The following is a 20,741-nucleotide window of genomic DNA, read 5'->3' on the forward strand; positions in this document are numbered from 1 at the left end:
TTCTCGCCAGCCGGTGCTGCCACGCTGGGCGTTCTCCGTACATCGGTGCCGGGACCCGGCACGAAGGGCGCAGGAGGGGCAGCGGTATGAATGCCGGCGAGTACGTGGACGGGCTCACCGCACTGGGTGTCACGCTCTACGAGGAGGACGGCAAGCTGCGGTACCGGGCCCCGAAGGGAATCCTCACCGAGGAGCGGCTGCGGGAGCTGAAGGACCGCAAGGACGCCGTACTGGCGTATCTGCGGGCCCGGGAGTTCGGGCCGGGGCTGGTGGTGGACACGGCGGCCCGGTATGAGCCGTTTCCGCTGACCGATGTCCAGTCGGCGTACCTGCTCGGGCGCAGCGAGGCGTTCGACTATGGGGGCGTGGCCTGTCACGGGTATCTGGAACTGGCGTTGCCGGACGGGGATGAGGGGCGGCTGGAGGATGCTTGGAACCTCCTGGTCCGGCGGCACGACATGTTGCGGGCGGTGGTTTCGGCCGACGGGTACCAGCGGGTGCTGGCCGAGGTGCCGCGCTATGCGATACGTCGTACGGATACGCGGCAGGCGGACGGGGAGCGGGCGCGGCTGGTCGTTGACGAGATCCGTAGGGAGATGTCCCATCAGGTGCGGGCGACCGATCAGTGGCCGCTGTTCGAGCTGCGTACCACCCGTACCGCCGACGGACTGCTTCTGCACGTCGCGGTCGATCTGCTGATTTGCGACTACGGCAGTATTCGGATGTTGCTCGGTGAGTTGCGGGAGTTGTGGGTCGGGTCCGGTTCCATGAGCGCGGATTTCGACGGGGTTGGCGGAGAGGCGCCGACGTTTCGGGATTATGTGCTGGCCGCGCGGGCCGCGCGTGAGGGCACCCGTTATCAGCGGGATCGTGATTACTGGTGGAGTCGGATCGATGAGTTGCCGTCGGCGCCCGAACTGCCCCTGCGTACCGACTCCCTGGAGGCGCCGCCCAGGTTCCGGCGGCACGGTACCCGGCTGACGGCCGAGCAGTGGCGGGCCCTGGACCGGCGTGCGGCCCATGCGGGCGTGACGGCCTCCGTGGTGCTGCTTCAGGCGTTCGCGGAGACTGTGGGGCGGTGGAGTCGTAAGCCGCGCTTCTCGCTGAGTCTGACGCTGCAGAACCGGCTGCCGCTGCACCCGGGGATCGACCGGGTGATCGGTGACTTCAGCTCCACCAGCCTGCTCGCGGTGGACCTCACCGAGGGTGACACGCTGCTGGACCGGGTGCGCGCGTCCCAGGCGCGGCTCTGGGACGACATGGATCACAAGCTGTGTTCCGGGGTCGAGGTACTGCGGGAACTGGCTCGGCGCCGGGGGCGGGCCGAAGCCATGATGCCGGTGACCTTCACCAGTACGGTCAGTGGGGCCCGTAGCGCGGCTGCGGCAGCGCCAGCGACAGCCGCCGGGGCCGGTGCTTCCGAACCGGCCGCGCTGCTGCCCGGTGCGGAACTGGTGCACGGGATCACCCAGACCCCCCAGGTGTGGATCGACTGCCAGATCATGGAGGACACGGGCGGCCTCCTGGTGCACTGGGACGTTCGGGAGGGGCTGTTCCCGGACGGGGTGGTCGAGGACATGTTCGGCGCCTTTGCCGGACTGGTCGCCGGGCTGGCCGACGGGGACGGTGACTGGCAGCGGACCGCCCCGGTGGAGCTGCCCGCCCACCAGCGCGAGCGGCTGGCGCGGATCAACGCCACCGAGGCGCCCCGCTCCGCCGACCCGCTGCACGCCGAAGTCATGGCCCAGGCGCGGCGCGCTCCGGGCCGCCCGGCCGTCGTCACGCCCGGACGCACCCTGGACTACGCGGAACTGGCCGCCCGGGCCCGAGCCGTCGCGGCGGCGCTGACCGCCTCCGGCAGCGTTCGCGGGGAACGGGTGGCGGTCGTCATGGACAAGGGCTGGGAGCAGGTCGTCGCCGTCCTCGGCGTGCTCCTCGCCCAGGGTGCCTACCTGCCCGTCGACACCACCCAGCCGCCGCTGCGCCGCGACACCCTGCTGGCCGACGCCGGGGTGCGGCGGGTGCTCACCCAATCCTGGCTGGAGCCTGGTCTCGGTCTGCCGGCGGGCATGACGGCCCTCGTGGTGGACGTGATGGAGCCGGGCGCCTCGGAAGACGCACCGGCGGACGCCGAGGTGGCGGCGGATCCGGACGACCTCGCTTACGTGATCTACACCTCCGGCTCCACCGGCACCCCGAAGGGCGTGATGATCAGCCACGGTGCCGCGCGCAACACCGTGGACGACATCAACTCCCGCTTCGGCGTGGACGCGGACGACCGGGTGCTGGGCCTGGCGCAGTTGGGCTTCGACCTGTCGGTGTACGACATCTTCGGCCCCCTGGCGGTGGGCGGCGCCCTCGTGCTGCCCGATGCCGCGCGCCGTGGTGATCCCGTGCACTGGGCGGAGTTGGTGCGCGAGCACGGGGTCAGTGTGTGGAACTCCGTGCCTGCGCAACTGGTGATGTTCCATGAGTACCTGCGTGCCGAGCCCGCCGCTGATACGGGCCGGCTGCGGCTCGCGATGCTGTCCGGCGACTGGATCCCGGTGACGCTGCCGGACGCCGTACGGGCCCGGGTGCCGGGGCTGAGGGTGGTCAGCCTGGGTGGGGCGACCGAGGCTGCGATCTGGTCCATCCATCATCCGGTGGGTGCGGTTGATCCCAGCTTGGGCAGCATTCCGTACGGGCGGCCGTTGGCCAACCAGACCTTCCGGGTGCTGGATCCGCTGATGCGGGACTGTCCGGAGCACGTCACGGGCGAGCTGTACATCGGGGGAGCGGGGCTGGCGCTGGGTTACCTCGGCGACGAGCAGCGCACCGCCGAGCGGTTCGTCAAGCATCCGCACGACGGGGAACGGCTGTACCGCACCGGTGACATGGGCCGCCGCCTGGCCGACGGTGAGATCGAGTTCCTGGGCCGGGTGGACGGCCAGGTGAAGCTGAACGGGCACCGCGTCGAACTGGCCGAGGTGGAGGCGGCGCTCCAGGGGCATCCCGCCGTGCACCTGGCCGCGGCCGTTGTTCATGACGAGGGCGGCAGCCGTCGGCTGGTGGCCTTTACGGAGACCGCCCGTACGGAACCGGGTCCGTTGCCTGACGGCTGGCCGGACAAGGTGAGCGAACAGGCCGCGCGCGTCGCGGAGGGCGTCCGGGACGCTGACGTACGGGCGATGTGCGCCGCCTTGGACGAGTCCGCGCTGCTGTCCATGGCCCGGCTGCTGCGCGCCCGTGGGCTGTTCGGCGCTCCGGACGACGGGCACTCCACGGACGAGATCGTGGCTGCTTCCGGTGCCTCCCCGGCCCACCACTACCTCGTACGGCGTTGGCTCGCCGCGTTGGCCGCCGACGGGCGCCTGACGCACGACCCGTCGGGGGACCGTTGGCACGGGTTGGCACCGGCCGACGAGGAGCGCGTCCGGGCCGTACATGAGCGCATCGACGCGCTGGAGCCGCTGACCGGCTGGGGCGCCGCCCTCGTCCGCTTCCATCGGGACTGCGAGCGGCGGCTGGGTGAGCTGCTCAGCGGAGAACTGCCGCTGCGCGAACTGCTCTTTCCGGAGGGCGGTCTGGAGACGGCGGCGGCTGCTTACCGGGACAATCTGATCAGCCGGTACAACAACGCAGCCGCTGTCGCCGCGGTCCGCGCGGTCGTGGCCGGGCACGACGGCCCGGGGCCCGTACGCGTACTGGAGATCGGGGCCGGGGTCGGCGGGACCAGTGCCGAGCTGATCCCCGCCTTGGCGGACCTGCCCGTCGACTACCACTTCACGGACGTGTCGCACTTCTTCCTCAACGCGGCGCAGGAAGCCTTCGCCGCGTATCCGTGGGTGCGTTACGGGCTGTTCGACCTCAACGCGGATCCGTACGCCCAGGGGCTCCGGCCGAACTGCGCGGACATTGTCGTCGCCGCGAACGTGCTGCACAACGCCGTCCACGCGGGGAGATGTTCGACCGGCTGCGCGAGCTGGTGGCGCCGGGCGGCTGGCTGGTGTTCATCGACGCGACCCGGGACACCTGCCGCGGCATGACGTCCATGGAGTTCAACGACGGGCTGACCGGTTTCACCGACGAACGCGCCCGTACAGGTGCCACCTTCTTCACCCGTGAGCAGTGGCTGGACCTGCTGGACGCGGCCGGCGCCACCGATGTGCTGTGCCTGCCGGCGCCGGACAGCGCGCTGGCCGAGATCGGCCAGCAGGTCCTCGCGGCCCGCTTCAAGGCCGACCGCGCCGCCGTCACCCCGGCCGAACTGCACGCCCGGCTCGCCGAACGCCTGCCCGCCTACATGATCCCGTCGGACCTCCAGGTGGTCGACGCGATCCCGCTGACGGGCAACGGCAAGGTGGACCGCAACCGGCTGGCCGCCCTGGCCGGACCGGCCGCGCCCGGCGCCGCCGCCGACGGCGGGGCGGCACCGCGGGACGAGCTGGAGCGTGCCCTGGCCGGGCTGTGGGCCGAGGTGCTGCATGTGCCCTCCGTCGGCCGGGACGCCGACTTCTTCGCCCTGGGCGGCGACTCGCTGCTGGTGGCCCAGCTCGTCGGCCGGATGCGCCGGGAGCTGCCGCAGGCGGCTGCGGTGACCTGGGACGATCTGCTGCGGATGGTGTTGAACCGGCCCAGCGTGGCGGCGCTCGCCGACCGGCTGCGCGCCACCCGGGCCCCCGGAGGCGCCGAGGACTCGCCCCTGGTGGAACTCGCCCCGCGGCCCGCGGACGCGGCCGACGCGCCGGTGGTCGTCCTGGTCCACGACGGCACCGGGACGGTGGCGCCGTACCGCGCCCTGGTTCAGGAACTGGCCGGGCGGCTGCCGGTGGCGGGGCTCGTCGTGGACGACCTGGACTCTTATCTGGCTGCCGAGCCCGGCACGCTGGTCGGCGACCTGGCCGACCGATACGCGCGAGTGCTGCTGGAGGAGGGGTACGCCAAGGTTCATCTCGTCGGCTACTGCATGGGGGGTCTGCTGGTCACCGAGCTGGCCGACCGGCTCGCCGGGGCGGGCACCGAGGTGACCGACGTGACGATCATCAGCAGTTACCGGGTGCCCTACCTGGTGGAGGACGACCTGCTGGCCGAGTACGTCTTCGCCCGCATGATGCGCGCCGACACCGTACGGCTCGGCTACCCGGAGGACGAGACGACGACCCGCGCCCTCGTCGAGGCGGTCACCGCCGAGCACGGTGGGCGGGTGCCGCACGGCAGCCTGACGGGACACTCCGGCGACGGGCTGGGGCCGGACGCGGCGGCGGCTCTCAGCGCCCTGCGGACGCTGGCCGAGCAGCCGCAGCAAGAACGGCTGCGGGCCATCGGGTCGCACATGTCCCAGGACGAGGCGGAGTTCAGCTCACTGGAACGGCTCACCCGCCTCTACCGCACCGTCCGGCACAGCCTGGTGACGGTGGCCCTGCACGAGGCGACGCCGTACAAGGGGCGCGCCACGCTGGTACGGCAGGTCGGTGAGGCCGAGGTCTTCCCCGGCATGCACCGGGACATGGGCGACTACTGGCAGCAGGTGTGCACCGGTGACCTGCGGATCGTGGACGTGCCGGGGGACCACTTCACGTGTGTGCGTCCGCCGCATGCTCAGGCGGTGGCGGCCTTGCTCGGTGGAGAGTCGCAGCCGGCCCGGAGTGAGCGGGGCCTGGGCTGATGGCGGCGCCGTTGGTCGGCATTCTCGGTGCGTACGGCGCGGTGGGGTCGGTCGCGGCCCGTCGGCTGGCCGCCGAGGGCCGCTGCCGGCTTCGACTGGGCGGCCGTGCCCTGGAGCCCGCCCGGCGGCTCGCGGCCGAGCTGGGGCCGTCGGCGGAGGCGCAGGCGGTGGATGCCCGGGACGGGCAGAGCCTGGCGGCGTTCGCCGAGGGGTGTCGGGTGGTGCTCAACTGTGCAGGCCCGGCCTACTTGCTGCTGGACCGGGTCCGGCAGGCGGCGTTCACCGCCGGTGCCGACTACGTGGACGTGATGGACGACGGCACGGCCTCCGCGCCGGGCGGGCCCCGTACCGCCGTGCTGTCGGCGGGCCTCGTACCCGGTCTGTCCGGGCTGCTGCCCGGCCTGCTCGCCGCGACGATGGCCCGCCCGCTGCGGTTCACCGGCGGCTACGCCGGGCTGGGCGCCCTCACCCACACGGGCGCCGTCGACTACCTGCTGAGTCTGGACCGTGGGTTCGGTGTCCCGATGGGGCTTTGGCGTGGCCGTACGGTACCCGGGGCGTTGCGTACCGACGAGGGTGTCCGGGTGCCGGGCCTGCCCCGGCCGGTTACGGCGGTTCCTTTCCTCACTGCCGAGGTGGTGGAGCGTGCTGAGGCGCTTGGGCTCGAGGAGGCGCGCTGGTACAACGCCTTCGACGGCAGCTTCTTGTACGACGCGCTGAACCGCGTGCGGATCGGCGACGGCCCGGGCCTCGACGCCCGCGCGGCCGAACTGGTGCGGGCGGGCGCTCTGGACGCGGCCGGGCGGACGCCGTACCACGCCCTGTGGGGCAGCCTGGACGGCGTCGGGCACGAGGGTGCCGAGGTGCGCCGGACCGTACTGGTCCGAGGAGCGGACGGAGCCGAACTGACCGGTGAGGTCGGCGCGTTCGCGGTGTCCGAGGTGGGTGACGGGAGGGTGCCCGCCGGGGTGCACCGGGCGGCCGAGGTGCTCTCGCCCCGGCGTGTGGTGGACCGGCTGCGCGCGGTCGTCGGCGGTCTCGTGGTGGCCGAGCGGGACGCGGACGCGGCATCCGGTGCGGACCTGGTGGACGAGGCGGAGGAAGAGGGCGCTCTGTGACGCGGCGGGCGCCGTGCGGCGGCTCCAGATTCCGTCCAGTCGGCCCTGCCATCATCCGGTGAGCCCGGGCGGCCCGGCCGCCGCGCACTGCCCCGAGAGGATTCGCCATGTCCGCCGTAGACCTCTTCTCCTCGATGTTCCGGCTGCGTCACGACGGCACCGTCCACGCCGAGGAGTTCACCATGCGGCCCGACCTGGACGGCTGGACGGCGGTGACCATGCGCGCCGAGACGACGGCGGACCTGAAGTCGGCGGCCAACTGGATGCGGCACCCGGACGGCGACGAGGTGATGTGCGTCCTGTCGGGCGCGATGCGGATCTACTACCGCACGGGCGGCCCCGAGGACACCGACGGCGAACTGCGGGTCCGCGTCGGTGCGGGGGAGGCGTTCGTCGTGCCGTCGGACGCCTGGCACCGGGTGGAACTGGAGGCGCCCACCGAGATGCTGGTGGTGCTGCGGGCCGAGGGGACGTTGATCGAACAGCGGCACGGCCACTGAGCGGAAGGCGTCGGCCCGCCGCGGAAGACGGCGGCCAGATTTCGTGCAGAGGAGCCTGCCACGCTCTTTTCCGGCGGGGGATCACGGTGCGGCCGGCCCCTCGTCCTCGCTTCCGGTGTCGTCACAGGAATGGGATCTCATGCGTTTCCTACTTTTGAGCGGGCTCGGCCCCGGAGAACTCGGCCCGACGCATTTCAACTCCCCGTACATGGCCGGAACGCTCTTCGGGGACAACCCGAGCGAACTCGGCCGGGAGATGCTGCGCCGCGCCGGACACGAGGAACTGCGGCTCGACCGGCTGAGTTTCGCGTCGGCGGGTCGCCCTTACGCCCTGCTGCGCCCGCGTGCGGCGGCGGGGCCGCACCTGACCACGGTCACGCTGCACTCGATCCTGGAGACCGGCGACTACGATTTCGCCCGGGTGGACCTGGCCGATGTGTGGACCGGTGCGGCGCAGGTGCCGTCCGGGGACTTCGATCTGGTGCTGCTGTCGACGACGTACATCTGGAACGAGCCGATCCTCCGGCAGGCGGTCGCCTGGATACGGGAGAACCTGCCCGGCACTGGCATCGTGGCCGGCGGGCAGTTCACCAACCTCAAGTTCATGATGGCCCTGCGCGACCACCCGGAGATCGTCGCGGTCGTGCGCGGCGACGGGGAGGTCTCGCTGCCCATGACGCTGGACACCCTCGCCGCCGGCAAGAGCCTGGAGTCGGTGCCCAACGTCGTCTGGCGCGACGGGGGCCGGGTCCGGATCAATCCGGTGGAGTACGTGGACCTCGACGGGTTCCCCTCGCCCAGTGTCTCCGGGCGGGCCGCGGTGGTGCCGTACGAGTCGATGCGGGGCTGTCCCTTCGACTGCAAGTTCTGTTCCTTTCCCGCGGCTTCGCCGAAATGGCGCTACAAGTCGGCGGAGAAGATCCGGGACGACTGGGCCGGGTACGCCGCGGACAACGGCACCGAGATGATGTACGCGATGGACTCCACGTTCACCATTCCGCCGGTCCGTTTCCGTAAGCTGCTGGAGATCCTGCCGGGTTCCGGCATACCGGTCTGGGAGGGGTTCAGCCGGGCCAACACGCTGAACTCCGAGGCGGTGGTGGCGGGACTGGAAGCGGCGCACTGTTTCCAGATCCATGTGGGCTTCGAGTCCATGAACGACCAGACGCTGAAGAACATGAGCAAGCGGGTGTCGGTGAAGCAGAATCTCACGGCCCACGAGCTGCTCAGCCGCAGTGAGATCAACACCTACGGCCTGTTCATCGTCGGATATCCGGGGGAGAGCCCCGAGACGTTCCAGGACACCCAGGATTTCCTGATGGAGGAGTACATCGGGCACTTCTCCATGGCGCGTTTCACCATCACGGACGAGAACATGCCGATGTGGCAGGACCGGGAGAAGTTCCGGATCGAGGCGGAGGACCCCAACGACCCCGGGTCGCCGTGGTCGCACATCGGGATGGACAGCGACCGGGCGGGCCAGTTGCTGACCGAGACCCTGGACAAGGTGCGGCGGACCAACGACCGCGCGGTGCTGAAGTTCTGGCAGCACAACTACCAGCACTGGCTGCTGCCGCAGCACGACCGCAAGACCAATCTCGCGGTCGAGAAGAGCCTGGAGCTGCTGGCCATGACGCCGCGTGACTTCACCGATCCGGACGAGGGGGCGCACGCCATGCGGACCCAGTTGGACCACCTGCGTGCGGTCGGGATCGAGCCGGCTCCCGAGGGCCGGGAGCTGTGCCTCGATCCGTTGTGACGGGCGCTCTCGGGCCCGGTCCCCGGCGGCGGCCGGGCGCCGGGGCCGAGGTGCCGCCGGTGGCCCCGGGGCGGGTTGCCACCCCAGTTCTTATACGCGTATAGTTTCTGGGTGGAGCCCAGTCATGAGCGGTTGTCGACGCGGCCGGACGCCGCGCGAGCCGCCGACCCGGCCTTGGAGGGCGGGACTTTTCTATGGCCACGACAGAACAGGTGAGCACGCTCACCGACGGAACCGGCGGCCGCACGGCCGACGACCCCACCGCGGCGGGTGAGCCGCCCGGCGCGGCACACGGCGGCCCGGAGGAACAGGCGGCGCAGGGCCGCCGGATGCTGGTCAGGCTGCTGCGCCCGTACCGGGGACGGCTCGTCGCCGTCCTGGTGCTGCAGGCGGTGGGCGCCCTGGCCGGCCTCGCCCCGCTGCTCGCCCTGGCCGAGATCGGCCGGGAACTGCTCGCCCCCGGACCGGCCGACCGCACCGCCGTGTGGACCGCCGTCGTCTTAGGCGCCGCGGGCCTGCTGGTACGGGTCCTGTTCACCGCGGCCGCCGGCGGGTGCGGCCACCTCGTCGACGGGGACCTGCACCTGTCGCTGCGCAAGTCACTGGCCCAGCGCCTCGGGCGGGTGCCCCTGGGCTGGTTCTCGCGCCGCAGCTCGGGCGAGGTGAACGGCGTGGTGCAGGGCGACGTCGACACGCTGCACCACCTGATCGCCCACACGCCCGGCGAGTTCACCTCCGCCGTCGTCGTCCCCGTCGCCTCGCTGGCCTACCTGGCCTGGGTGGACTGGCGGCTGACACTCGTCGCGCTGATCCCGGTCCTGTTCGGCGTGGCGGTGCACCGCCTGCTGTCGAGCGAGGAACGGCGCCGCCAGGGCATGGCCGTGGGCCAGGCCATGGGCCGTATCGGCGCCTCGTCCGTGGAGTTCGTCCAGGGCATCTCCGTCGTGAAGACCTTCGGCGGCGCGGGCCGGGTCCACCAGCGCTACCGGCGGGCCGCCGACGACTTCGCCGACTTCTTCCTCGGCTACGTCGCCGGGAGCGCGGGCCTGGCGTCGCTGTCCGCCCTCGTCCTGGCACCGCCGTTCGTCCTGCTGCTCATCCTGACCGGCGGCACCCTGCTGATCACCCAGGGCGCCATGCCGCCCGCCGAACTGCTGCCGTTCCTGCTGCTGTCCGTGGCGCTGACGGCGCCGGTCGCGGCGCTGGGCCACGGCATGGACAACATCCACGCCGCCGAACGGTCCGCCGACCGCATCCACGCGATGCTCAGCGCCCGGCCGCTGCCGGTCCCGGCCCGGCCGGCCCTCCCGAACGGGGACCGCGTGGAGTACCGCGGCGTCGGCTTCGCCTACGACGACGGCCACCCGGTGCTGCACGACATCGACCTCGTCCTGGAACCCGGCACCACCACCGCCCTCGTCGGCCCCTCCGGCGCGGGCAAGTCCACCCTCGCCCAGATGCTGCCCCGCTTCTTCGACCCGACGCGCGGCGCGGTCCTGCTCGGCGGGGTCGACGTCCGCGACATCGGCGACGAACAGCTCTACCAGCGGGTCGCGTTCATCTTCCAGGACGTCCGGGTGCTGCGCGCCACGGTCGCCGAGAACATCGCGCTGGCGGTGCCGGACGCCGATCGCGCCGCGGTCGTCGCCGCCGCCCGCGCGGCGGGCCTGCACGAGCGTGTCGCGGCCCTGCCGCACGGGTACGACTCCGTGCTCGGCGAGGACATCGGCCTGTCCGGCGGCGAGGCACAGCGGCTCGGCATCGCCCGCGCGCTGCTCATCGACGCCCCCGTGCTCGTCCTCGACGAGGCCATGTCCTTCGCCGACGCCAAGACCCAGGCGGAGCTCCGGCAAGCCCTGGACGTGCTGTGCGCGGGACGCACCCAGCTCGTCATCGCGCACCGGCTGGAGACCGTCACCCGCGCCGACCGCATCGTCGTCATGGAGGACGGCCGCATCGTGGAGAGCGGAACGTACCAGGAACTCATGGGCGCCGGCGGCAAGCTCGCCCAGATGTGGCGGGCCCAGCACCGCCACGCGAACGGCACGCACGAAGGGACCGGCCGATGATCCGACTGCTCCTGCGGGTCATGGGCGAGACACACGGCCGCCCCGTACGCCGCACGCTCGTCCTGATGGCGGCACGGACCGTCGTGGAGGGCCTGTCCTACGCGCTGCTCGTGCCGCTGCTGCGCGCCCTGCTGGGGCCGCGGCCCGCCGACGCCTGGCCGTGGCTCGGCGCCTTCGCCGCCGCGTTCCTGCTGTGCGCCGTCCTCGGCTACCGCAGCGTCCTGACGGGATTCCGTACGGGCGGTGAGCTGTCCCGCGGACTGCACCACCGCCTCGGCGACCAGCTCGCCGGGCTGCCCCTGGGCTGGTTCACGTCCTCGCGCATCGGGGACGTCTCCGGCCTGACCAGCCGCAGCGTGATGGAAGTGATGTCGGTGCCCGCGCACCGGCTCGGCCCGCTCGTCGACGCCACCTTCGTCCCCCTGACGATCGTCATGGTCATGTTCTTCTTCGACTGGAGGCTGGCGCTGGCGGCCCTGCTCGCGGCGCCCTTGATCGCCGCGGTGCAGCGTGCCACCGCGCGGGCCACCGCACGCGAGGACGCCGAGCGCGCGCGGCGCAGTGACGACGCCTCCGCCCGGGTGGTGGAGTACGTCCGCGCCCAGCCGGTGCTGCGGGCCGGAGGCCGTACCGGCGAGCGCTTCCAGCAACTGGACGAGGCGCTGCACGCGCAGTGGCGCAGCGAGCGGCGCGCCGCCGTTAAGGGGCTGCCCGGCGTCCTCGGTCTGAGTCTCACGGTGCAGACCGTGTTCACCCTGGTCCTCGCATTAGGCGCTTACCTCGTCCTCGACGGCTCCGCCGACGCGGCGTCCGTACTCGCCCTGCTCGTGCTGAGCGCGCGCTGCGTCGACCCGCTGCTGTCGCTGGCGGACCTGGGCGGCGTCATGCGGGCCTCGCGCGGCGAGCTGGAACGCATCGACGCGGTGCTGCGGGAGAAGCCGCTGCCGCTGCCGGAGCGGCCGAAAAAGCCCGCCGACAACAGCATCGAACTGGAGGGCGCCACCTTCCGCCGCGGCGGGCGCACCGTACTGGACGGGCTGACCCTGAAGGCGGAGGACGGCCGGCGGCTGGCGCTGGTCGGCTCCTCCGGGGCCGGCAAGACCACGCTGCTGCAGCTCGCCGCGCGGTTCCACGACGTGGACGCGGGCGCGGTACGGCTCGGGGGGTCGACGTGCGCGACATCGACGGCGACGAGCTGATGTCCCGGCTGTCCATCGTCTTCCAGGACGTCTACCTGTTCGAGGGCACCATCGAGGACAACGTACGGCTCGGCCGCCCCGACGCCACCAAGGAGGAAGTGCGCCGGGCGGCCACCGCCGCCCGCCTGGACGAGGTGGTCGCCAGGCTGCCGCAGGGCTGGGACACCGAGGTCGGCGAGGGCGGCGCGGCCCTGTCCGGCGGTGAGCGCCAGCGGGTGTCGATCGCCCGCGCCCTGCTGAAGGACGCCCCCGTACTGCTGCTCGACGAGGCCACCTCCGCGCTGGACCCGGAGAGCGAGCAGGCCGTCCAGGAAGGACTGGACCGGCTGATGCGCGGCCGCACCGTCGTCATGGTCGCGCACCGGCTGCACACCGTCCGGGACGCCGACACCATCGCCTTCCTGGAGGACGGCCGCATCGTCGAGTCCGGCACCCACCAGGAACTCCTCGAACGCGACGGGAAGTACGCCGCGTTCTGGAAGATCGCCACGCACCAGCCGGCCTGAGAGGAACCGAGGTAGGGATGGCACGCAAGGGCACGTCGACGGACCCGTCCGGCTGTACCGGTACGGCCGCTCCCGCATGGACCCTGGAAGCGCTCCGCGCCGAGGTCGCCGCGCTGCTCGGCGCCGAGCCGGCCGAGGTGGACGACGACGGCGACCTGTTCGCCCTGGGGTTGCAGTCGCTCCAGTTGATGCAGTTCACCAACCGGGTCAACCGCGCGGGCGGACGGGCCGGGTTCACGGAACTGGCCAGGGACCCACGGGTCGGCTCCTGGTACCGGCTGCTGAGCAGCCGTACGGGGACGGCCGGCGCGCGGCCCGGACCGGCGCGCCCGCCCGCCGCGGCGCCGTCCGCCGCCGCGGGGCGGGAGCCGTTCCCGCTCACCCCGGTCCAGCAGGCGTACTGGATCGGCCGGGGTGACGACCGGTCGCTGGGCGGCGTCGGCTGCCATGCCTACCTGGAGATCGACGCGGTGGACGTGCACCCCGGCCGCCTCGAACAAGCCGTACGGGCCCTGACCCGGCGGCACCCGATGCTGCGGGCCCGCTGCGACGACGACGGCAGCCAGCGCGTCCTGGACTCCTCGCCCTGGCCGGGCCTGACCGTCCACGACCACACGGCCGGGACACGGACCGAGGCCGACGCGGCGGTCGCGGAGCTGCGCGAGCGCCTGTCCCACCGCAGGCTGCGGGTGGACGAGGGCGAGGTCTTCGACGTCCGGTTGAGCCGCCTGCCGGGCGGCGCGGACTCCCGCCCCGTCGACCGCATCCACCTCGGCGTCGACCTGCTCGTCGCCGACGTGCACAGCATCCGGCTGCTCCTCGCCGACCTCGCGGAGCTGTACGACGACCCCGACGCGCTGGGGGAGCTGGCCTACGACTTCCCGAGCCACCTCGCCGCACGGGCCACGGCACGCGCGGACGAGCGGGAGCGGGCCAAGGAGTACTGGACCGACCGCCTGGCCGGTCTGCCCGGCGGTCCGCGACTGCCGCTGGCCACCGACGCCGAGGACGTCGTCCGGCCGCGCTTCGTACGCCGTACGCACACGCTGGCCCCGCACACCTGGGAGCGGCTGTGCGCGCGAGCGGGCGAGCACGGCGTCACGCCCTCGGTGCTGCTCGCCACCGTCTTCGCCGAGGTGCTGGCCCGGTTCAGCGGCGAACGGCACTTCCTGCTCAACGTACCGCTGTTCGACCGCGAGCACGACGCCCACCCCGACCTGGACCGGATCGTCGCCGACTTCACCAGCCTCGTCCTGCTGGAGATCGACCTCGGCCGGGGTACGGGCTTCGCCGGGCGCGCCCGGGCCGTGCAGCAGCGCCTGCACGACGACGTGGGCCACGCCGCCTACACCGGCGTCGACGTGCTGCGCGACATGGCACGGGCCGACGCCGACCACCCGCGCACCGCGCCGGTGGTCTTCGCCTGCAACATCGACGCCCCGCTGGTCCCCGACGCCTTCGCCGACCGCTTCGGCGAGCTGTCCTGGATGGTGTCCCAGACACCGCAGGTCTGGCTGGACCACCAGATCTACCGCACCCGGGACGGCGGCCTGCTGCTCGCCTGGGACGCGGTGGAGGACCTGTTCCCGGCCGGGCTGATGGACGCGTTGACCGCCGCCTGCGCCGCCCTGCTGGACCACCTCGTCACGGCCGACTGGACCGAGGTACCGGACCTTCCGCTGCCCGCTGAGCAACTGCGGCGGCGGCACGAGGTGAACGCCACGCACCGTCCGGAGAGTGGCCGGTCGCTGCACGAAGAGTTCTTCACCCGTGCCGGGTCGCGGGCGGACGCTCCGGCGGTGCTGTGGAGCGCGGACGGAATTCTCACCCACGGTGAGTTGGCGGAGCGGGCGCTGCGCATCGCCGGTGCCCTCGCCGACCGGGGCATCCGTGACCGCGCCCCCGTGCTCGTCACGGCGCCCAAGGGCCCCGACCAGATCGCCGCCGTCCTGGGCGTGCTGGCGGCGGGCGGGAGTTACGTACCCGTCGGCGTCGACCAGCCCGCCGAGCGGCGCGCGCGGATTCTCGCGGTCAGCGGGGCGCGGCTCGTCCTGGACGGCACCGGGACGCCCGCTCCGGCCGAATCCCCGGCCGAAGTGCTGCCGCTGGCCGAGGCGTTACGGTTCCACCCGCTGGCCGCGCCGGTGTCCGTGAGCCCGGACGACCCCGCGTACACGATCTTCACCTCGGGATCCACCGGCGTCCCGAAGGGCGTCGAGATCAGCCACCGGGCCGCGGTCAACACCGTCGAGGACATCGACGAGCGCTTCGGCATCGGCCCGGCGGACCGCGTACTGGCCGTCTCCGCCCTGGACTTCGACCTGTCCGTGTGGGACATCTTCGGGCTGCTCGGCGCGGGCGGCGCGCTCGTGCTGGTGGCCGAGGAGGACCGGCGCGACGCCCAGCGCTGGCTCGACCTGTGCCGCCGGCACGCCGTGACGGTGTGGAACTCGGTACCCGCCCTCCTCGACATGCTGCTGACCGCGGCCGAGCCCGAGCCGCTTCCGGAGTCCCTGCGTCTCGCGCTGCTCTCGGGTGACTGGATCGGCCTGGACCTGCCGGGGCGGCTGGCCCGGGCCGGTGCCGGCCGGTGCCGGTTCGTCGCGCTCGGCGGCGCCACGGAGGCCGCGATCTGGTCCAACGTCCACGAGGTCGGCGAGCTGCCGCCGCACTGGCGGTCCATCCCGTACGGCACCCCGCTGGGCAACCAGAAGTTCCGGGCCGTCGACCCGCAGGGCCGGGACTGCCCGGACTGGGTGCCCGGCGAGCTGTGGATCGGCGGTACGGGGGTGGCGCTCGGCTACCGGGGCGATCCCGCGCTGACGGCGGAACGCTTCCCCACGGTGGCGGGCGAACGCTGGTACCGCACCGGTGACCTCGGCCGCTACTGGCCCGACGGCACGCTGGAGTTCCTCGGGCGCGCCGACCAGCAGGTGAAGATCAACGGCTTCCGGGTGGAGCTGGGCGAGGTCGAGGCGGCGTTGCAGAGCCTCCCCGCCGTGGCCCACGCGGTCGCCGCGGTGGTGGGCGAGCCGCGCAAGGAACTCGCCGTCGCCGTCGTACCGGCGCGGCCGGCGGCCGGGGAGGAGCCGGACGCCGCGGGGAGCGGCCACCAGGCAACTCACGTACCGGCCGAGGTGGAGCTGGAACGCGCCCTCACCGAAACCATGCTCGCCGCGCTCCTCGCCGCCCTGGACCCGGGCCTGTCCGACGGCACCGCAGGGCAGCCCGGCCTCCCCGGCACCCGGGACGCGTCGGGCCTGCCCGAGGCGAACCGGCGGCTGCTGGAGGAGATGACCGGCGAACTGGTCGAGCGAGACGTCCTGGCGCGCACGGCGGGCACCTTCACCGTCGGCCGGCGCTGGGCCGAGGTCCGCGACGGGGATCGCGCGGCCGGGCTGCGCGCGAACATCAGCGGTGGCCGGCTGGAGAACGTGGTCGACGCCTGGGCCCGGGCCATGCCGGTGCTGCTCTCCGTACTGCGCGGCGAAACGTCCGCCACCGTACTGCTCGACGACCCGGAGCTGTCCCCCGAATCCCTGGCCGACGCCCTGCCCGGAGCCCGCCTCTGCCTGGAGCGGACCGCGCAGGCGCTGCAAGGACTCGCCGAGGAGCGGCCCGCACCGCTCGCCGTGGCCGAATGGGGCACCGGCAGCGGCCGCACCGCCGTGCGCCTGCTCGACGCCCTCAAGCCCGGTACGGTCGACTACCTCCTGCTGGCGGAGTCGGACGCCCGGCGTACGGCTGCCGACACGCGGCTGTCCGCGGCGGGCCACTCGGCACGCACGGCGCTCCAGACCACGCCGGGGGTACCCGAGGCGCGCCTGAACCGGTTCGACGCGGTGGCCGTCAACGACGCGCTGCACGGCCTGCCCGACCCGTACGCGGTCGCGGCCGCCCTACCGCTGCTGCTGGCCCCGGGCGGTCACCTGTTCCTGGTCGCCCGCGCCGCCGTCTCCCCGTTGGGTCTGCCTGCGGGCCGTACCGGCGACCGCCTCGACGCCGCGCAGTGGGCCGACCTGCTGACCCGCGAGGACCTCACCGACGTCCGCCGGGCGCACACCGAACCGGACGGCGCCGTGCTGCTCACCGCCCGGCGCTCCCCGGACGCCCCTCGCCTGGACGCCGCCACGCTGCGGGAACAGCTCGCCGAGCGGCTTCCCGCCCACATGATCCCCGGCACGCTGGTGGCCCTGCCCGAGCTGCCGCTGAACGCCAACGGCAAGGTGGACCGGCGCCGGGCGCAGGAACTGCTCACGTCCGGCGCCCAGCGGCCCGACGCGAGCTGCGACCCGCCGCGCGGTGCCGTGGAGGAGGCCGTGGCGGAGCTCTGGGCCGAGGTGCTGGGCGCGCCCGCCGCCGGCCGCGACGCCAACTTCTTCGTCCAGGGCGGGGACAGCGTCCTGGCGACGCGTCTGGTCACCGGCATCCGCCGTCGGCTCGGTGTGGAACTGCCGATGCGTCAGGTGCTGCGGGCGCCGACGGTGGCCGCCATGGGCGCCCTGATCGAGCGACTGCACCCGGCCGCCGGGGCACCGGGCGCCGAGGAGTACGAGGAAGGTGCGCTGTGAGCGCTGTGCACCCCACCGCCGCCCGGTCCAGCCTGCGGACCTTCGCCGTACGGGCGCAGTCCCGCGCCCGGCTGGTGTGCTTCCCGCACGCGGGCGGCGGGGCCGGCGCCTACCGGCTGTGGGGCTTCGACGCTCCCTGGGACGTCGAGGTCGCCGCGGTGCAGTACCCGGGCCGCGAGGACCGGTACGCGGAGCCGCCGGTGTCCGGCATGAGCGAGCTGGCCGACGCGATCGGGACCGACCTGCTCCGCGAGGCGGCGGCCCGCCCCGAACGCGCCACCGTCCTGTTCGGCCACAGCATGGGGGCCTCGGTGGCGTACGAGACGGCCCGTCGGCTGACCGCGGCCGGGCACCCGCCGGCCGCCCTCGTCGTCTCGGGCCAGCCCGCCCCGCACCGCACGCGCGGCGGCGCCCTGCACCGCGCGGACGACGCCGAACTGCTGGCGGATGTACGGAGGCTGGGCGGCACGTCGGCCGGTGTGCTGGGCCACGACGCCCTGCTGCGGGCGCTGCTGCCGACGATCCGGAGCGACTACCGGCTCATCGAGACCTACCGCCCGCGCCCCGGCCGCCGCCTCGGCGCGCCGGTGACCGTGCTGTACGCCGACGACGACCCCGAGGTCGACGCCGCCGAGGCGGCGGCATGGCGCGAGGTCACCGACGGTCCCTGCGACATCGGTGTGTTCACCGGCGGTCACTTCTACCTGGAACAGCACCGGGAGGCCGTCCTCGCCCGCGTCGTGGCCCGCGTCCGCGCGGCACTGCCCGCCGCGGGCGCGGCCTGGCCGTCACTGCCCTGACCCTGCCGCCCACTGCACAGCCCGTCCCACCGTCCGCTTCAGAGAACCGCACAGAAACGGGGGCCCTCCCATGCTCGACGGCTGTACGCCCTGGCCCGAAACCCTGGCCGCGCGGTACCGGGCCGAGGGGTACTGGACCGGCGAACTGCTGGGCCGCCGGTCCGGCGACCCCGGCCTGGCCGCCCGGACCGCGGTCGTCACCCCGGACCGCACCCTGACGTACGGCCGGCTCGACCTGGCTGCCGACCGGCTCGCCGCGGGGCTCGGTGCCCTGGGCATCGCCCCTCGCGACCGGATCGTCGTCCAGTTGCCCAACGGCGCCGACCTGGTCGTGGTGTGCCTGGCCCTGTTCCGGCTCGGCGCGCTGCCCGTCTTCGCGCTGCCCGCACATCGTGTCGCGGAGATCGCCCATCTCGTGGAGTCCTCCGAGGCGGTGGCCTACGTCTGCGCGGACCGCGACCTGGACTGCGACCACCGGGAGCTGGCCCGGCAGGTCCTGGCCCGTACCGGCTCCCTCAAGCACGTCCTGGTGGCCGGGGACCCCGGCCCGTACACCGCGCTGGCGGACGCCGACGCGGACCCGGTACGGCTGCCGCTGCCCGACCCGGAGGACGTGGCACTGTTCCTGCTCTCCGGGGGCACCTCGGGGCCGCCCAAGCTGATCCCGCGCACCCACGCCGACTACACCTACCAGTTGCGGGCCAGCGCGGCCCTGTGCGGTGTCGGCCCGCACAGCCGCTACCTGTGCGCGCTGCCCATGGGCCACAACTTCGCCCTGGCCTGCCCCGGCGTACTCGGCACGCTGCGGGCCGGCGGCACGGCGGTGCTCGCCCCGGCGCCCACCCCGGAGGAGTGCTTCCCGCTCATCGAGCGCGCCGGGGTGACCGTCACCTCGCTCGTGCCGCCGCTGGTGCCGCTGTGGCTGGACGCCGCCGAGTGGACCGACAGCGACCTGTCCTCCCTCGCCCTCCTCCAGGTCGGCGGCTCGCGGCTCGACCCGGCCACCGCCGAGCGGGTGGCGGACGGGCTCGGGTGCGCCCTCCAGCAGGTGTACGGCATGGCCGAGGGCCTGCTCAACTTCACCCGGCCCGGCGACCCGGAGGAGGAGGTGCTGCACACCCAGGGGCGCCCGCTGTCGCCCGCGGACGAGGTGCGGGTGGTCCGGGAGGACGGCACGGACGCCGCCCCCGGCGAGGCGGGGGAGCTGTACACCCGGGGCCCGTACACGCTGCGCGGCTACTACCGGGCCGACGCGCTGAACCGGCTGCGGTTCACCGAGGAGGGCTACTACCGCAGCGGTGACCTCGTGCGCCGTACGGCCGCGGGCAATTTCGAGGTGGTGGGCCGGACGAACGACGTGGTCAACCGAGGCGGGGAGAAGGTGCCCTGCCAGGAGGTGGAGGAGCATCTGCTGGCGGACCCGCGGATCGTCTCCGCCGCGGTCGTGGCGCTGCCGCACCCGCTGATGGGGGAGCAGACCTGTGCCTGTGTGGTGTTCCGTGACGGCGAAGCTGAACTGACGCTGCGTCAGGTACAGGCCGTCCTGCGGGAGCGCGGAGTCGCCGCGTACAAGCTGCCGGACCGCCTCGTCGCGCTGCCGGGGATGCCGCTCACCGGCGTCGGCAAGATCGACAAGCGGGCGCTGCGGGAGAGCCTGGCGGACTGAGGGCCGTACGGCACGAAGGGCCCGGGGCATCCGCTCCGGGCCCTTTCCGTGTGCGCGTACGGCGGTGGGACGGGTCAGGTGGCCTGGGCCAGCAGCCCCTCGACGACCGCTTCCAGGCCCCGGCGGTGGGTGTCCCGGACGGTCAGTTCGTTCCATCGCGGGCCCAGCGAGGTGATGAGGGGGAACTCCCCGGGGTCCAGGCCGGTGATCTGGTCGCGGTGCGGCGGCCGGTCCAGGTGCGCCAGGCGGCGCTCGCGGTTGAAGCGGACGGTCAGTTCACCGGCGGTGTAGTACCAGATGACGCGGTAGGCGTAGACGGCGTCCTCGGGGGTCATCCCGCTCTCGATGGCGGCGTCCAGGATGCTCTCGACGATCCACATCGCCGAGACGGCGAAGAGGTCGTCGGAGGCGAGGACTTCGACGATCCACGGGCAGTCCACCAGGATGTCGTGCAGAACCTGGGCGGCGGCGAGGAGCCGGGCGCGGGGCTCGGCCGGCAGCTCGGGCCGGGGGAACTTCGCGGCGTGCTCCTCCAACAGGAGCAGCAGCAGCTCGTCCTTGTCCCGTACGTAGTGGTACAGGGCCATGGGCGTGCTGGACATCTCCTTGGCGAGACGGCGCATGGAGAGGTTCTCCGCGCCCTCCTCGTCCAGAATGCGCTGGGCGGCGGACAGGATCGCTTCGCGCGCCAGCCGGGGCGGGCGGCCGGTCCTGCCGGCACGTCGGGTTCGGTGCTGCATCCGTCCATCTTCCGTCACGTCCCGGTCCGCGCGAACGGGGCTCCGCAGCGCGTACGCGGGGACACCACGGCGCCCGGCGCACCGGCCGCGCGGTCGTCCCGCCCGGCCCGTTCACTGTCCCGTACCCGTCTGGGCGGTTTCTGGACGCCTTCCTGGCCGGTACGGG

The 20,741-nt window shown here is 73.2% G+C and carries 10 protein-coding genes and 1 pseudogene; 10 read left to right on the forward strand and 1 reads right to left on the reverse strand.

Annotated features, from left to right (window positions below):
* Nucleotides 1-86: 86 nt before the first annotated feature.
* The 10 genes and pseudogenes from EJG53_RS35145 to EJG53_RS35185 all read left to right on the forward strand — a co-directional run bounded on the left by EJG53_RS35145 (nucleotide 87) and on the right by EJG53_RS35185 (nucleotide 19,835).
* Nucleotides 87-4,028 carry a non-ribosomal peptide synthetase gene (locus EJG53_RS35145; protein ID WP_218041936.1) on the forward strand — a complete coding sequence of 1,314 codons (3,942 nt, stop codon included), beginning with the start codon at nucleotides 87-89 and terminating at the stop codon, nucleotides 4,026-4,028.
* Entirely contained in the window at nucleotides 3,944-5,647 is a 1,704-nt protein-coding gene (locus tag EJG53_RS41785) for a thioesterase domain-containing protein (protein ID WP_218041937.1), read from the forward strand. The genes EJG53_RS35145 and EJG53_RS41785 overlap by 85 nt, the downstream gene beginning before the upstream one ends.
* Entirely contained in the window at nucleotides 5,647-6,765 is a 1,119-nt protein-coding gene (locus tag EJG53_RS35150) for a saccharopine dehydrogenase family protein (protein WP_125048282.1), read from the forward strand. Before EJG53_RS41785 ends, EJG53_RS35150 begins: the two co-directional genes overlap by 1 nt.
* A 107-nt stretch (nucleotides 6,766-6,872) precedes the next feature.
* Entirely contained in the window at nucleotides 6,873-7,265 is a 393-nt protein-coding gene (locus EJG53_RS35155; RefSeq protein ID WP_125048283.1) for a cupin domain-containing protein, read from the forward strand.
* 139 nt (nucleotides 7,266-7,404) lie between these two features.
* Nucleotides 7,405-9,024, forward strand: coding sequence for a B12-binding domain-containing radical SAM protein (locus EJG53_RS35160; protein WP_125048284.1), 1,620 nt, complete (start codon nucleotides 7,405-7,407; stop codon nucleotides 9,022-9,024).
* 194 nt (nucleotides 9,025-9,218) lie between these two features.
* Nucleotides 9,219-11,093, forward strand: coding sequence for an ABC transporter ATP-binding protein (locus EJG53_RS35165; RefSeq protein ID WP_125048285.1), 1,875 nt, complete (start codon nucleotides 9,219-9,221; stop codon nucleotides 11,091-11,093).
* Between the two features lie 65 nt (nucleotides 11,094-11,158).
* A pseudogene (locus tag EJG53_RS35170) lies at nucleotides 11,159-12,798 on the forward strand (ABC transporter ATP-binding protein).
* A 17-nt stretch (nucleotides 12,799-12,815) separates the two neighbouring features.
* Complete coding sequence (locus EJG53_RS35175) at nucleotides 12,816-17,369, forward strand: non-ribosomal peptide synthetase (protein ID WP_125048286.1); 4,554 nt, start codon at nucleotides 12,816-12,818, stop codon at nucleotides 17,367-17,369.
* Nucleotides 17,366-18,169, forward strand: coding sequence for a thioesterase II family protein (locus tag EJG53_RS35180; RefSeq protein WP_280526794.1), 804 nt, complete (start codon nucleotides 17,366-17,368; stop codon nucleotides 18,167-18,169). The genes EJG53_RS35175 and EJG53_RS35180 overlap by 4 nt, the downstream gene beginning before the upstream one ends.
* Before the next feature lie 70 nt (nucleotides 18,170-18,239).
* Nucleotides 18,240-19,835, forward strand: a complete 1,596-nt coding sequence (locus EJG53_RS35185) for a (2,3-dihydroxybenzoyl)adenylate synthase (protein ID WP_125048287.1) — start codon at nucleotides 18,240-18,242, stop codon at nucleotides 19,833-19,835.
* Between the two features lie 74 nt (nucleotides 19,836-19,909).
* On the opposite strand, the gene EJG53_RS35190 is transcribed toward EJG53_RS35185, so the two are convergent.
* Nucleotides 19,910-20,575 carry a TetR/AcrR family transcriptional regulator gene (locus EJG53_RS35190; RefSeq protein ID WP_031006494.1) on the reverse strand — a complete coding sequence of 222 codons (666 nt, stop codon included), beginning with the start codon at nucleotides 20,573-20,575 and terminating at the stop codon, nucleotides 19,910-19,912.
* Between the last annotated feature and the right edge of the window lie 166 nt (nucleotides 20,576-20,741).

The sequence above is a fragment of the Streptomyces chrestomyceticus JCM 4735 genome (assembly GCF_003865135.1).
GTDB classification, from domain to species: domain Bacteria; phylum Actinomycetota; class Actinomycetes; order Streptomycetales; family Streptomycetaceae; genus Streptomyces; species Streptomyces chrestomyceticus.